10 protein-coding genes and 1 pseudogene are annotated in these 14,643 nt (G+C 59.4%); 6 read left to right on the top strand and 5 right to left on the bottom strand.

Features of this window, described 5'->3' with window-relative positions:
• The first annotated feature begins 64 nt into the window (after window positions 1-64).
• Window positions 65-403, top strand: a complete 339-nt coding sequence (locus AB3226_RS15445) for a tryptophan synthase subunit beta (RefSeq protein WP_367373666.1) — start codon at window positions 65-67, stop codon at window positions 401-403.
• Between the two features lie 155 nt (window positions 404-558).
• On the opposite strand, the pseudogene AB3226_RS15440 reads toward AB3226_RS15445, so the two are convergent.
• The 3 genes and pseudogenes from AB3226_RS15440 to lapG all read right to left on the bottom strand — a co-directional run.
• Window positions 559-798 (bottom strand): annotated as a pseudogene (locus AB3226_RS15440) (DUF6124 family protein); the annotation flags it as partial.
• A gap of 501 nt (window positions 799-1,299) precedes the next feature.
• On the bottom strand, window positions 1,300-3,246 hold the full coding sequence (gene lapD / locus AB3226_RS15435) for a cyclic di-GMP receptor LapD (RefSeq protein ID WP_367373665.1): 1,947 nt from the start codon (window positions 3,244-3,246) through the stop codon (window positions 1,300-1,302).
• Between the two features lie 14 nt (window positions 3,247-3,260).
• Window positions 3,261-3,953, bottom strand: coding sequence for a cysteine protease LapG (gene lapG / locus AB3226_RS15430; protein WP_367373664.1), 693 nt, complete (start codon window positions 3,951-3,953; stop codon window positions 3,261-3,263).
• A 198-nt stretch (window positions 3,954-4,151) separates the two neighbouring features.
• On the opposite strand from lapG, the gene AB3226_RS15425 reads away from it, so the two are divergent.
• The 5 genes from AB3226_RS15425 to AB3226_RS15405 all read left to right on the top strand — a co-directional run bounded on the left by AB3226_RS15425 (window position 4,152) and on the right by AB3226_RS15405 (window position 11,251).
• Window positions 4,152-4,862 (top strand): GntR family transcriptional regulator, encoded by a 711-nt coding sequence (locus AB3226_RS15425; protein ID WP_367373663.1) that lies wholly within the window; start codon window positions 4,152-4,154, stop codon window positions 4,860-4,862.
• Window positions 4,863-5,621: 759 nt separating this feature from the next.
• The gene (locus tag AB3226_RS15420) at window positions 5,622-6,398 is read left to right on the top strand and encodes a DUF3050 domain-containing protein (protein ID WP_367373662.1); all 777 of its coding nucleotides are present in this window, start codon (window positions 5,622-5,624) and stop codon (window positions 6,396-6,398) included.
• Window positions 6,395-7,324, top strand: coding sequence for a diiron oxygenase (locus AB3226_RS15415; RefSeq protein WP_367373661.1), 930 nt, complete (start codon window positions 6,395-6,397; stop codon window positions 7,322-7,324). Before AB3226_RS15420 ends, AB3226_RS15415 begins: the two co-directional genes overlap by 4 nt.
• Window positions 7,325-7,337: 13 nt before the next feature.
• A complete protein-coding gene (locus tag AB3226_RS15410; protein WP_367373660.1) occupies window positions 7,338-10,754 on the top strand; it encodes an amino acid adenylation domain-containing protein in 3,417 nt (1,138 codons plus the stop codon).
• Window positions 10,755-10,783: 29 nt separating this feature from the next.
• Window positions 10,784-11,251, top strand: a complete 468-nt coding sequence (locus tag AB3226_RS15405) for an SRPBCC family protein (RefSeq protein WP_367373659.1) — start codon at window positions 10,784-10,786, stop codon at window positions 11,249-11,251.
• Between the two features lie 135 nt (window positions 11,252-11,386).
• On the opposite strand, the gene AB3226_RS15400 is transcribed toward AB3226_RS15405, so the two are convergent.
• Window positions 11,387-13,267, bottom strand: a complete 1,881-nt coding sequence (locus tag AB3226_RS15400; RefSeq protein WP_367373658.1) for a methyl-accepting chemotaxis protein — start codon at window positions 13,265-13,267, stop codon at window positions 11,387-11,389.
• A 424-nt stretch (window positions 13,268-13,691) separates the two neighbouring features.
• The gene (gene tagQ, locus AB3226_RS15395; RefSeq protein ID WP_367373657.1) at window positions 13,692-14,621 is read right to left on the bottom strand and encodes a type VI secretion system-associated lipoprotein TagQ; all 930 of its coding nucleotides are present in this window, start codon (window positions 14,619-14,621) and stop codon (window positions 13,692-13,694) included.
• Window positions 14,622-14,643: the final 22 nt, after the last annotated feature.

The following is a 14,643-nucleotide window of genomic DNA, read 5'->3' as shown; positions in this document are numbered from 1 at the left end:
TACTCGCCTGCGTTGACCTATGCTGCTGACAGCACGACGCTGGTCTATTTCCGAGGGATGCTCAATGTTTTACGTGCAACGCGATGCACAAGGTCAGTTGGTGCGCGTGGAAGCCACGGCCTACGCCGAGGCCACGGAAACGCTGCCGGCCGACAACCATGAAATCCAGGCCTGGTTTGCCCATGAAGTGGTTGAAACCAGCCTCAAGCAGCTCAAACAGAGCGACCTGGAAATGATCCGGGTACTCGATGACTTGATTCAGGTGCTGACCCAAAAAGGCGTGATCCGCGTCACCGACCTGCCGGCCGCCGCACAAGCCAAGCTGATGGACCGGACCCAGGCCCGTGAAGCGTTGGGCGGGTTGAGCCAGTTGATCGATGATGAAGAGACGGGGTTGATCTAACGACCCTTCGTTGGCGCCTGCACTGGCGCCTTCGCGAGCAAGCCCGCTCCCACATGGGTTCTGTGTTGATCGCATGATTGCGGTTCGACACAAATCCAGTGTGGGAGCGGGCTTGCTCGCGAAGGCGATCTTCAACTCACCACTGCCCTACCCGGCTAAACCTCGGCCCGACCCTGCATCTCCGGCGATTCAAGGTGATCCAGCGCTCGCTCCACCAACAACTGCACGCCATCGGCCATTCGGCTGAGGGCCAGGGCTACTGAGCGCCGTGAGCCTTCCACATCATCCGCCAGGTCGGCGGCTATGGCGCTGATGGACAGCAAGTCTTCGGAGGCGTTGGCGAGAAGGGCTTCGGTGTCGATGTCGGGGGAGACGGTGAAGAGGCGGCCTTTGCGGGGAGCAGGCGGATTTGGAGTTACTTTGAACATGGTGTGCTCTCTTTGATTACAAGGAGGCTGACCTAATGTTCGCTTGCACGCGAATTAAGGTGGCAGCTATGTGCGGGGTGCAAGACCGAGTAGACCACACCAAAACCTCGGCAGACCCGAAGGTCTCCCGCACACAGCCGCCATAAAGCAATCACAACAAGCATTAAAAATGCCTGATGAATGGCCAGAGGCAGTGTTTGGATGTGGGTTTTACCCGGACTTGCACGTCCGTGTCACCGATTATTCAGTGACAAGGCCAGACTAGCCTTGGACTTCAGCCGGAACAAGTTCACCAACACCGCTACAACTTGAAGGAAATCTCCTAGGACTTTGCTGCCGGAATAATCGGTGTCCGCACGGGCGCCATCGCGGGCAAGCCCGCTCCCACAGGGGGCGGAAGTCAACGCAGGATTGTGGTACCACACAAATCCTGTGGGAGCGGGCTTGCCCGCGATGACGGCATCAGCCTCACCGCCAAGGCTTAGGCTCACCAAACAACTGCCCCTGAACCCCATACAACCCCATCTCACGAATCACCGCCAACTCCCCTTCGGTCTCGACCCGCTCGGCAATCAACGGCAAATCAATGCTATGCGCCGCCCGCTGAATCGCCTCGATGAACAGACGCTTGTCGCTCTCCTGATCAATCGCCCGGATGTAACTGCCGTCGATCTTCAGATACGCCAACCCCAGCCGCGCCAAATTGCCGATCATGCTGAAGCGCCCACCAAATCGCTGCAGGCTCAGCGAGAATCCAAGCTCGCGCAAACGCCGCGTCAGCTGTTCCAGCACCGCTTGTTCAGGCACTTGTTCTTCGCCGATTTCCAGGGTCAATCGTTCCCCCAGATTCGAATGCTGACGCAGAATCTCGAACACCTTGTTCAGTGCCTGCGGATCCGCCAGTGTCGCCGAAGACAGGTTCAGCGCCAGCGACTCTTCATGGTCAGCCATCTGCTCGAGCACCCGTTCCAGCATCAAACGGTCCAGCCGCGCCGTCCAGCCGAAACGCTCGAGCCAGGGCAGGAAACGCCCGGCGGGAATGGTCTGGTCCTGCTCGTCGAGCAGGCGCGACAATACTTTGTAATGCAGCACCACCTGCGTGTCGTGGCTGGCCACCACCGGCTGGAAGTACAGCTCGAAACGCTGCTGATCCAACGCCTGATCCAGCAAGGTGTGCCAGGCATGGTGGTCATCGCCAACCCGGGCCGATGCACTGTGATCGAGGCACGCCCAGCTCGGTTCGCCCTGACTTTCCGCCTGGGCCAGTGCCTGATCCGCCAACCCGATCACCGCTTGCGGCGAGTCGCCATGGGCAAACGGCGCCAGCCCGATCGAGGCCACCGACGCGACGTCCGTGGCGCCCGTCGCATGCAGGCTCGCCAAGGCGCTTTCGAGGTTACTCGCCAGTTGCAGCGCTTCTTCGCGCACCAGCCCCGGCGCCAGCACGGCAAATTCACCGCCACGAATGCGCGTCACAAGGTTCTGGGTTTCCGGGTACTTGGCGCACTCTCGGGACAACTGCTCACCCACCGCTTTCAGCAATTCATCGGTGCGCTGACCACCCAACCGTTGGTTCAAACCCGCCAGATCCTTGACCCGCAACAGCAGCAAATAGCCGGAACTGGCCTGTTCAGGATTACTCACTCGCGCGTTCAATTGCATTTCGAAATAGCGTCGGTTGGCCAGGCCGGTCAGGTTGTCCTGATAGGACTCGGCCCGCAGTTTTTCACTGCGTTCGGCCTGCTCCTGGAACAGCGCCTTGAGCTTCTCGACCATCTGGTTCATGGCCTGCACCACCCGACGCAGTTCCGGGGTGCGCGGCAGTTCCGGCAGGCTGAGGAATTCGCGGCGAGCAATCGCGTGGGATTGCTTGACCATGTAATCCAGCGGCTTCAGTTGCCTGCGCAGCAACAGCGCGCCCAACACCGCACTCACCGCGCCGCAGATCAGCAACCAGCCGAGGCTGCCCAATGCGCTCTGCCAGAGCTTGGCCAACGCGAACATCGGATGGCTGACCACCTCGACCCGCGCGGCCTGCTCCCAGCCACGGCTGACAAGTGCGTCGCCACCGGCCGGTTCCAGGCCGATCAGTTTGACGAACCAGTCCGGCACATTGGTGACCGCAGGGATACCGCTGCGCTCGACAATCGTCTTGTCGTTGGCCAGATCGACCACACGGATGCTCGCGTAATAACCACTGTCGAAGATCGAACTGACCAGCAACTCGACCATCGCCGGGTCGTCGATGTTCGGCGTCAGCGACAGCGCCAACGCCGTGGCGGCGTCCTGGGCATGGGAGCGCAACTGGTTGACGTACTGGGTACGCGAGCTTTCCAGACTGACCATGAAGCTGCCGGTGAAGGCGACCACCAGGAACAGACAGATAGCGATCAACAGCTGTTTGAACAAAGACATCTGAGCGCGTGCTCCTAGTTAGTCGTCTCGACCGGGAAACCTTCGGCCTGCATTTTCTTCAACACATCCTGCCAGCGGGACAGGCGTTTGGTGTCTCCAACCTTTTTGTTGCCTTTGGCACCCGGCAACCATAACCCTTCGGCATTAAAAGAGTAGACCGGCAGCAAATCGGTTCGCTGGCTGGCAGGCTTGATCGCGTCGATCAGGCTGTCGAGCACCAAAGGCATGGCCTCGGGGCTCGAGTAGTAAGTCAGCACCATGTGCGCGCGGTTCAGGCGCAAAGCCTTGACGTAGGTGATGCGCAGCTTGTCACTGGAGACACCGAGATGGCGCAGGCTGAAATACTTGGCGATAGCGTAGTCTTCGCAGTCGCCGGCGCCTTTCCACAAGGCTTCGATCGGCGTTTCCCAATAATCGACCTCGTGCCACAGGTCGATGTCTTCTTCGTAGCGCATCTGCTTGTTGAAGAACCGGTTAACCACGTTGAGCTGTTCCAGCTCGCCAATCTGCTTCTGCGTGGCCAGCAATTGCTGCCAGGCATCGATGCGCTGCTGCCCTTCACCCAAAGGCCCGTACAATGCCTGCGCGCGGCGGCTGATCAGCGAAAAATCCCAGTCGGCATGCAGCCCGCCCAGCATGATGCCGGCCAGCAGCAGCGCGCAGCCTAGCCAGCGCAAAGTCCGAGGGATCGCGAAACGTACCGCCAATGCGAGGCATCCAGGGTAGGCAGGTGGAAGTCGGTCGATGGTGCAGGTTAGCCCGATAAAAAACAATGGCACGGTGAGATCACTGCCAGCACGCTAGACTTTAGGGTAGTGCGATCCTTTGCCCGTTTGACAACCCGTCAGGCAGTCACTAGTGTCCATTTGGATCCAAACCTTTCATTTGATCAGGGTGCGTTTGTTGTGACACAGAAGCCCAACCCTCTCAGCAGCATCAAGGTCAACGGGCCGATTCCCGCCCATCTGGCGCGCTCGGTGATCGAAGAAACCCTGCGCGCGGCGATTCTCGACGGTCGCATTCCTTGCGGCATCGCTCTGCGCCAGCAAGACCTCGCCGACCTGTTCGGCGTCAGCCGCATGCCGGTGCGCGAAGCCTTGCGCCAGCTCGAAGCGCAAGCGCTGCTCAACGTGGTCGCCCATAAAGGCGCGGTGGTTGCACCGTTGGTCCAGGGCGATGCGGCAGAAACCTATGAGCTGCGAATTTTGCTGGAGTCCGAAGCCCTGCGTCGGTCGATCCCCTTGCTTGAAGCCGCCGATTTCGAACAGGCAGCGCGCTATATCGACGAGTTGGAAACGGAACACGACTACACCGAGATCGGCCGGCTCAATCGCCTGTTCCACATGGCGCTTTACCACAAAGCCCCCAACCAGCGGCTGCTGAGACTCGTCGAGGACGGGTTGAACGAAGAGGAGCGCTTCTTGCGTTTCAATCTGGAAGCCATGGGCCTGGGCAAACTCTCCCAGGAAGATCACCGAGCATTATTGCGAGCCGCCGAAGAGCGGGACGTCGAGCGAGCGGTGACATTGCTCGAAAACCACCTCAACCGGGGTGTCGAAGTCATCACGCGCTACCTCGAAAGCGCTGAGCCGCAGCGCCGGAAAACCTCGAAGTAAACCCGCAGCGACAGCCCCGAGCGAGCCCATTGAGCGGCTCGCTTTCGCTTGTCGCGACATTGAGCTGATCCGCACCTGGATTACTCGACGAACAAATCTGCTTACAAATCCGCCTTTCGTTCGCACCTCAGACCGGTGTGCAGCGACTTCATGCCTGTTCCCCAAAGCCCCCGCCATCTTCAAGCCCGACAATTGCACCTATCAGATCATGCAGGGGGTGATAGCGACTGCCGTGAATTACGCTCACTCTTGGGCAGCCAACAAATAATGACGGACGACGCATCGCACCCGCGAAGCAGTCGACGCACCAAGAACCTACGGAAGGAGTCTTGCCACGGGAAAGGAAGAACCGGCGTCACTCCCAGCCAACTTCCACCCCCTCAGATCACATCAACGAACCCAGTAGAAAGTTGCTTTGAGTGAGGCATTCACTCTTTATTTAAATTTTGGCCTATATAAGTCGAAAGGAGCAACTACGCCCAAATAAAACTTAATACAAAAGTCTTATTGGGACTTGTCGCACTCGAGAAAGTTAAACTTTAAATTAATTAAAAAATAACTTGCCCGGAACTTTATTCGTGTATTAGTTTTTCTCCGCTGCCCATGAACACTTGGCGCCACGTACCACTTAGTGATTACGCACCTGAAAAACATCAATTCAATTGAGGCCCCTGTTCGCCAATAAGAAACTTAAAGCAACCGTCACTTATTGATCAACACCCCCCTCAACGGTATTCCAGATCACTTATAGGCTCGCTCATGAAACCGACTAAAGATCGTCTTAACCAGAAGAAAGCAGAACTTAGTGCGCACCCGATCTTCTCTGAAATACATTCGTTATCGGTCCTTCAACGCTTTATGGAAACCCATGTGTTTGCGGTGTGGGATTTCATGTCGCTGACCAAGCGCCTGCAACAGGAACTGACCTGCGTTCAACTGCCCTGGCTGCCCCCGCGAGATCCTCAGGCCGCGCGGTTGATCAACGAGATCGTGCTCGGTGAAGAGTCCGATGATCGTCCGGCCCAAGGTCACTACAGCCATTTCGAGTTGTACCTGGATGCGATGCGCGAAGTCGGTGCCAGCACGGCCGCCGTCGAACGCTTCGTGGCGCTGCAAAAAGAAGGCGTGAGCTATGACGTGGCACTGCAAAGCGTGGACGTCGACCCGGCGGCTGCGCAGTTCGTGCGCCACACCTTGCACACCGCGATGCATGCACCGGGGCACAGTGTGGCGGCGGCGTTTCTGCATGGCCGCGAGAGTGTAATTCCGCAGATGTTTCAGCGGATTCTCGACGATTGGGGTATCGGCATCGAACAGGCGCCGATCTTCCGTTACTACCTGGAGCGGCACATCGAGGTCGACTCAGAAGACCACGGCCCGGCGGCAGAAAAACTCCTCGCCCGCCTGGTCGATGGCGATCCGCAGCGTGAAGAAGACGTCTACGCCAGCGCCATTGCCGCTGTGGAAAGCCGAATTGCCCTGTGGGACGGTTTGCGCCTGAGCATGAGCGAACCCGTTGCAGAGGTGAACGCATGAACGCCGCCGACTACCAATCCTTCGCCGATGCCTGGGAGAGCCGCGCGACCATTCGCACCCGCCCCCGGCGCGTACTGGAGAACGACGACAAACTGATCTATCCGTTGAGCCGTCAGCCGTTGGTGCTGAGTGAAACCTTCCTGCGCGAATGCCCGGAACAACGGGATTTCGCCTTGGTGCAAACACTCTACAAATTCATCAACGACGTGGTGATTTTCGAAACCGAGATCGTCGACAAGACCGCCCGCAGCATCGCCAAAAACCGCTTCAGCGTGGCGTTCCCGTTCGCCTGTCGCTACGACGCCATGACCGTGGTGGTGGACGAGGATTACCACGCGTTGGTGGCCATGGATTTCATGCAGCAAACCGTCGCCATGACCGGCATCGCGCCGATCGAGTTGCCGGATGAAATCGAACTGAGCCGTGCCATCCCGGCAGCCGTGGCCCTCGCACCGGAACACCTGCGCAGCGCCGTGGAGCTGATCTGCGTGGCCATCGCCGAGAACACCGTGACCGGCGATGTCGCGGCGTTCGCCAAGGACGACACGGTCAAGCAATCGATCAAGGGCCTGATGGCCGACCACTTGCTCGACGAGGGCCGTCACTCCGGGTTCTGGGCGCGGTTGGTGCGCATCTATTGGCACACCGCGAGCGAAGGCGACCGTCAGTGCATCGCGCAAATTCTCCCGGTGTTCATCGGCCATTACCTGACCAACGACATCCAGAAGTCCTTCGACTTCCGCCTGATCGACGCCTTGCAGATCAACGATGTGGCGCGTCGGGCACTCAAGAGCGAAGTGTCGGGGCTGGCCTTCCCGATCAATCGCCATCACCCGCTGGTCGCCAACATCGTGCGGTTTTTTCGCAGCAGTTCGCTGCTCGATTCACCGTGCGTGCAAAACGCCCTGAGCGACTACCTGGTTTAACGAGGAGAACATCATGAGACGTCTCGATATTTTGCTCATAGGGCAAAGCCAGGCCCTGAGCGACCTGGCGCTGGAACTCGAACAACACGGTCATTCACTGGCGCGGCTGGCGAATCTGGAGAAGTTGGCGCCAAGCACGTTTGATTTGCTGATTGACGATGCGAGCCTGCCATTTCAGGACTTCGGCGATGCACCGCGCCTGACGCTGCAGCTGGGTATCGGCGTGCCGGGCGCCTCAGGCCTGCCGGCATTGGACCTGCTGTGCACGTACAACTCGATGCAGTTAAGTCGCGTGCCAGTCGCCGAAGAACTGTCCGGTAACGGCCAGGCATTGCGCCTGCGAGCGGTGGCCGATCTGGTCGATCACGTGGCACTGCTGGTTAGCCGCTTCTCCCGGGATGCCGAGTATTTCCTGCAGGCAGAACCGATGGCTCCCGCGCACTTCGAGCAGGTGGAAAACCTGCTGTTTTTAGAGCACCTGGCCTTCGTCCATCGGCTCAACACCACGGCGCAACCCTGGCTGCTTCAACTGAGTCAGATCCCGATGATCGAGCGGCTTGAACAGCGCCTCATCCAGTCTGCCGAGCGGCCGGCGCTGAACATCGCCGGTACGTCGCTGAGCTATCGGCAATTGCACGCCCACAGCCGCGCCATCCAGCAGCGTTTGCAGCCGTTGCTCGATCAACATCAAGGACCGTTGGTGGTCGGGATCTGTCTGCCAAAATGCAGCGCGTTGTATGCGGGGATTCTGGCTATCCTGGGCAGCGGCGCGGTGTACCTGCCGCTGGAGCCAAGCCATCCGCTGCAACGTCAGCAATACATTCTGGAAAACGCCGGGGCGGTGTTGTTGCTGCACGACGGAGAACATCCGCTCAGCGAGACGATGCCGGGGCTGGACATCAGCGGCATCGACATCGGCGATGTGAATCTCGATCAACCCTTGATGCGCCAACGACCTGATCTCGACGCGCCGTGCATGGCGCTCTATACCTCGGGCACCACGGGGCACCCCAAAGGTGTGTTGCTCAGCCAGGCCAACCTCGCGCACTTCACCGCGTGGTACGCCGACTACGTGCAGCTGACCGAACAGAGCCGGGTATTGCAGTTTTCATCGTTGAGTTTCGACTCATCGCTGATCGATATTTTCCCGACCCTGCTTCAGGGCGCCGAGCTGATCGTGCCCAACGAGGATCAACGTCGCGACCCGTTGCAACTGGTCGAGCTGATCCGCCACCAACGACTCAGCCATGCCTTTTTGCCACCGGCGCTGTTGAGCATCCTGCCGCTGGATCAGTTGCAGGTCCTCGATCATGTGATGACCGGTGGCGATGTTTGCGAACCCTACGTGATCGAGCAACTGACCCGCCAAGGCAATCTCTACAACCTCTACGGCCCGACCGAAGCCACGGTGCTGATCACCGCGCGGCAACTGCGCCCCGGCGACAACAACCGGACACTCGGCGCACCGATTGCCAACAGTCAGGTGCTGATCCTCGATGAGGACTTTCAACCGGTGGCCGAGCACACCGTCGGTGAGTTGTACATCGTCGGCCCGGGGGTATGTCTGGGTTACCTGAACAACCCGCAGCAGACTGCCGAACGTTATCTGAACCTGAGCCTGCCAAACGGCCAGAGCTTGCGCCCCTACCGCTCCGGCGACATGGCCAAGTGGACCTGTGACGGTATCGAGCTGTGCGGACGGCGAGACAATCAGGTGAAGATTCGCGGCTTTCGGGTCGAGCCGGAAGAGATCGAACGCTGCCTGCGCGACAGTCAGCTGTACCGTCAGGTGGCGGTGGTCATCGACCGTCATCGACGGATTCTGGCCTTTCTCGCGCAGCCTCAGGAAGAGCGACCCGGTGCTGCTCGCGAAGCCTTGAAAGCTCACGCGATGCAGTTTCTGCCGGACTATATGCAGCCGACCGTATGGACCGAACTGGCGAGAATGCCGTTCGCCAGCAACGGCAAGGTCGACCGCAAAGCGCTGTTGGAACTGCCCGTCAACGTGACCGAAAACAACCAGCGGCGTTTGCCTGCCAGCGCCGATGAAGCGCTGCTACTGAATATCTGGGCCGAGCTGCTGGAGCTGCCCGCCAGCGACATTTCCACCGACGAAAGTTTCTTCAATCTCGGCGGGCACTCGATCTTGCTGTCACGCATGTTGCTGCGTTTGCGTGAGGAGTTCGGCCGCAGCATCTCGATCAACCGCTTCATCGAACTGCCGACGATTGCGAAGCTGGCGACCTTGGTGCGCGGCTCCGGGACCGAGGAAGTGCTAAGCGAAAAAGCCCTGGCCGATGCCTTCCGTGAACTGGATATCGAGCCGCTGCCGGTCAGCCGAATGGGCGATGTACACAAGGTGATCATCACCGGCGCCAACAGTTTTGTCGGTGTTCATATCGTCGAAGCGCTGCTGGCCTGGGGCGCCAGCGAAGTAGCGTGCCTGGTGCGCGATGGCGGCGGGCAATCGGCGGCGCAACGCTTCGCTGATGCGTTGCGGGAAAACCGGTTGGAGCATCTGGACTTGAGCCGGGTGCGGGTTTACGCGGCGGACATCACTCGTCCGCAACTGGGGCTCAGCGAAGATGTTTACGCACGGCTGGATCGCGAGTTCGGCGCATTGGTGCACAACGCCGCCAACGTCAATCACGTCCTCGATTATGAGTCGTTGGCGCGGGATAACGTCGAGCCGATTTTCGAGTGCCTGCGTTTGTGTGAAGGGCGCAGCAAGAAGATCTTCAACTTCGTCTCGACGCTCTCGGCGTCCAGCACGATTTCCGACGATGGCCGGGTCCTGGAATTGCCCGCCGCGCAGACACCGCCGATCTACATCAAGAACGGCTACAACCTGTCGAAATGGGTCGGCGAGCGGATCCTCGAACGGGCTCGCGAGCGTGGGGTGCGGGTCAATCTTTATCGCCCCGGCAACATCAGTTTCAACAGCCTCACCGGTGTCTGCCAACCCCACAAGAATCGCTTGATGCTGATGCTCAAGGGGTCGATCCAGCTCGGCCAGGTGCCGGAATTCGCGTTGAACTTCGACCTGATGCCGGTGGATTTCCTCGCCCGTTTCATCGCCTTCCACGCCAGCCGTTACCAGGCCGAAAAAGCGGTGTTCAACCTGCACAACCCCGAGCCGCTGAGCTGGGATTGCTACGTGGCGTCATTTCGCGAGGCCGGTCGGGAGTTCGCCATGGTCAGCGTCGCCGACTGGCAGCAGCAACTGGGCCGCGTCGACAGCGATAACGCACTGTTTGGCGTGCTGGGCTTCTACCTCAACGGCTTCGAAGAAGACATCGGCGACATCTCGATGATCGGCCACGACAACGCCCAGGCCGGCGTCCGGCAGATGGGCGCGCACTACCCGGAAAAATCCCCGGCGCTGCTGCGGCGCGGCTGCGACTACCTCAAAGAAATCAATTTCATCTGATTCACCCTACCCCTGCACGGAGCAAAACCATGAAGACTCTGCAACCCGATACCCTGATCAAAAACCCTCACGGCTGCCACGTAACTTCTTCGGTGGAAGTACCGGCCGATGCAACGCAAGTCTGGGCGGTGGTCGGTAATTTTGCCGGCTTCGACCAATTCATTCCGGCGCTGTCGCACATCGAGATGACGGGCGAAGGCGTGTCGTCGCTGCGCAAGAAATTCTTCAAGGACGGCAACCTGGTGGTCGAGCAACTCAACTCCCGGGATGACCTGGCGCTGAACATGACCTGGACGACGATCTACAACACGCTGGGCGTGGCCAATTTGTGGGCGGCGATGAGTGTTGAGTCCTTGGGGGCGAGCAATTCGCGGGCGACTTGGACCATCATCGCCGAACCGGCCCAGGGCGGTGCCGAGGCACTGCCGGGGTTCAAGGCGTTTGTTCAGGGGTTTGCCGATGATGCGATGGGGAATGTGTTGAAGCTGTTTGTGTAAGGCTTCGGTTCAGCGGTGACTGATCTACCGCTATCGCGGGCAAGCCCGCTCCCACATGGTTTGTGTCGTACACACATCCCCTGTGGGAGCGGGCTTGCCCGCGATTGAACGATAACGCGGTAGAACTGACCTCAATCAGATCTTGAAACTATCAACCAACTGCTTCAACCGATTGGCCTGCTGGGACAGTGCATCGCAATCCTTCAATGTTTCATTGAGGTTGGCCACGCTCTGCTGGTTCAGCAGGTTGATCTGGTTGACGTCGACGTTGAGGGTTTCCACCACTGCAGTCTGCTCTTCGGTCGCTGCGGCCACCGACTGGTTCATGCCGTCGATTTCGCCGATGCGCTGGGTCACGCTGACCAGTCGCAGGCCGGCCTGGTTCGCCACTTCGACGCTCTGTTCGCTGGAAACCTGACTGGCGTTCATGGTGGTTACCGCTTCGCGAGAACCGATCTGCAGCGAGCTGATCATCTTGTGAATCTCTTCCGCCGATTCCTGGGTGCGATGAGCCAGGTTGCGCACCTCGTCCGCCACCACCGCAAAACCACGACCGGCCTCACCGGCACGTGCCGCTTCGATGGCCGCGTTGAGCGCCAGCAAGTTGGTCTGCTGGGAGATACCTTTGATCACATCGAGAATGTGGCCAATGTTGTCGGTGCTCGCGTTCAGGGTTTCGATCTGCGTGCAGGACAGGCTGATTTTTTGCGACAGCTCAGTCATGGCCAGGATGGTTTTTTCCACCACCTGACGGCCGTCATCGGCCTGCTCGCTCGCGCCGCTGGCGTGTTGCGAAGCATCGGCGGCGTTGCGGGCGATTTCCTGGGTGGCGGCGCCCAATTGGTTGATCGCCGCGGCCACACTGTTGGTGCGGGCGCTTTGTTCATCGGAGCCGAGGATCGAGGCGTTGGACGATGCCATTACCCGTTGCGACAGGTCATGAACCTGACGGGTCGCCGAGGACACTTCGGAAATCGACGCGTGAATCCGCTCCACGAATTGGTTGAAGGAGCCGCCCAATTCGCCGAACTCGTCTTTGCTTTCTACGACCAGACGACGGGTCAGGTCACCCTCGCCCTGAGCGATGTCCTGCATTGCACGGCCCATTGTGGTCAGCGGACGCATCAGCACGCTGATCAGCAGGCTAAGCAGCACCGCGATGGCAGTCACGGCAATAAACATCGCGATCAGCGCCGAGGTGCGGAACTGGCTCAGTGGTGCGTAGGCCTTGGCCTTGTCGATCGACAGACCGACATACCACTCGGCATTCGGCAAACCACTCACCGGAGCGAATGAGAGGATGCGGTCCTGCTTGTTCAGCTCTACTTCCTGGATGCCTTTCTCGATGCGCACACTGGAACCCGGGTAGATGTCTTTCAGGTTCTTCATCACCTGATCCTTGTCCGGGCTGACGATCACCTGACCGTCGGCGCTGACGAGGAACGCATGACCGATGCCACCGAAGTCCACCGAGTTGATGATCTTCACCAGGGTTTCCAGACTCAGGTCGCCGCCGACGACGCCCAGCAGCTCGCCGTTCTTTTTCACCGGCATGGCGATGGTCACCACCAACCCGCCGACCGATGCCATGTAAGGCGGGGTCAGCATGGTCTTGTCGGCGACCACGGCTTGTTTGTACCAAGGGCGCTGACGCGGATCGTAGCCGTCCGGCATCTTCGCGTCAGGGCGCTGGGTGAACACACCATTGGCCTGCCCGACGTAGGTGAACTGGAAGTTCGAGGTGAGGGCAGGTTGGTCGACCAACCCCGGCAGATCGGCATTGGCGCCTTGATGAGCGACGTTCTGCGCGAGGTTTTCCAGGACCAGCACGCGGCCACTCATCCAGTTCTGCACGCTGCTGGCGGTCAGGTCGCCCGCTTGCTCAACGGAAGATTCAATATTTTGCCGAATGGTGTTTCGCTGCAGATAGTCGTTGTACAAAGTGAACAACGCAAAAGCCAGCACCACGACGCCTGAAGCGGCCAGCAGAATTTTATGGCTGAACTTGAGATTCATTTCATGGGACTTCTTATGCAAAAAGTGGGGATGCGTTCCGGATTGCAACATTCCATGTAACAGCGCAGACGGCCTTCTGGAGCCGCTCTACTTTGGTGCACGCATGTCTCATCAGTCTGTCGGCACGAGTGGGAGAAATCTTAGGGATTTGTACGAAAACCGTCAGATACCCGCCGAACGGCGGTGGCACCGACTCGCTTTATTCGCAAGCAACGGGGCTGGACAAGCAGGAGATTCCCGAACCTGCCCGGGAGATCACGCACATTAGCGTGCAGCAGAATGGCGGATGACCTGCAGTTGCCGGTGTAGCGAGCGCTTGATCATTTGCAAGCGCAGGAGAGGGCGGCGCATGGCGCCAAGGTGTAGCCAGTACAGATCACCCCCACGCAGAGCGTGGGAGTGATCAAGACCTACAGAAACTCAATCAAGCATTCGGGCAAGGCACCGGTGCCCAGTCGCCCAGGTCCGCGTTCTTGCACATGCTGTTGACCTGAGTGGTGCCGGCGCTGGCGACCTGCTTGCTTTCATCCTGTTTGACCTTGGCGGTCTGCAGGGTTTTCTCGGTGCTGACCGCTTCTTTCGGTACGGTTGGCAGCACCGGTTTTTTCGCCGGCTTCACCGCTTTTTTGCTCTTGGTCGGCGCCACGACCGGCGTGGTATCGGCGGTTGCCACAGTGACTACGTCAGTGCGCTGCACGCCTACTTGCTGCAGGTCTTTTTCATAGGCCTGGGTGTAGTTGTTCAGGTCTTCGCTGGCTTTACCGTTAACCGCGACGATCAGGTCGTTGGACTCTTTGAGGCCAGCGACGATTTCTGCCAGGCGCTTGCGGCCTTCGGTGTCGTTGACGGTCTTGGCCTTGCGGTCGGCGACCAGTTTGGTGAACGCGTTCTGGTAGCACTGCTGCGAAGTCTTGGCGTACGCGGTGCTGCGGTCGATGTCGGCGGCACTTTTGTTGACGTCGGAGGCGTAGGACGCGATGCGCTGGTTGTCATCGGCGATCTGCTTCTGGCGCTCGGTGTAGTAACCGGCCGCGCCGCCCGCCACGGCACCACCCGCTGCACCGATGGCGGCGTTGCGGCCACGGTTCTCGGAGTCGGTCAGGGCGCCCAGCAGTGCACCGCCGACAGCGCCGACGGCCGCGCCAGTGACGACCGACTTGGTCATGTTCGAATCAGTGGCGCGCAGGTGTTGCACCGGCTCGTAGCAGTTGGGGTAGTACTCGACCTTGGTGCTCGAGGCGACCTTGGAGGTCGGCGATGTCGCGCAACCGGTCAGTACGGTGCTGAAGCCGACGGCCATCAGCAGCAAGTGACGCTTGGAAAGCGAAGCAAAAGGTTTACGGGAGGAAAGCATAGTTGTGTTCTCTTTTAAGTTT

The organism is Pseudomonas lini, assembly GCF_964063345.1.
GTDB classification, from domain to species: Bacteria; Pseudomonadota; Gammaproteobacteria; order Pseudomonadales; family Pseudomonadaceae; genus Aquipseudomonas; species Aquipseudomonas lini_B.
The sequence above is the reverse complement of the archived record's forward strand: the minus strand, read 5'-3'. Positions and strand labels throughout refer to the sequence as shown.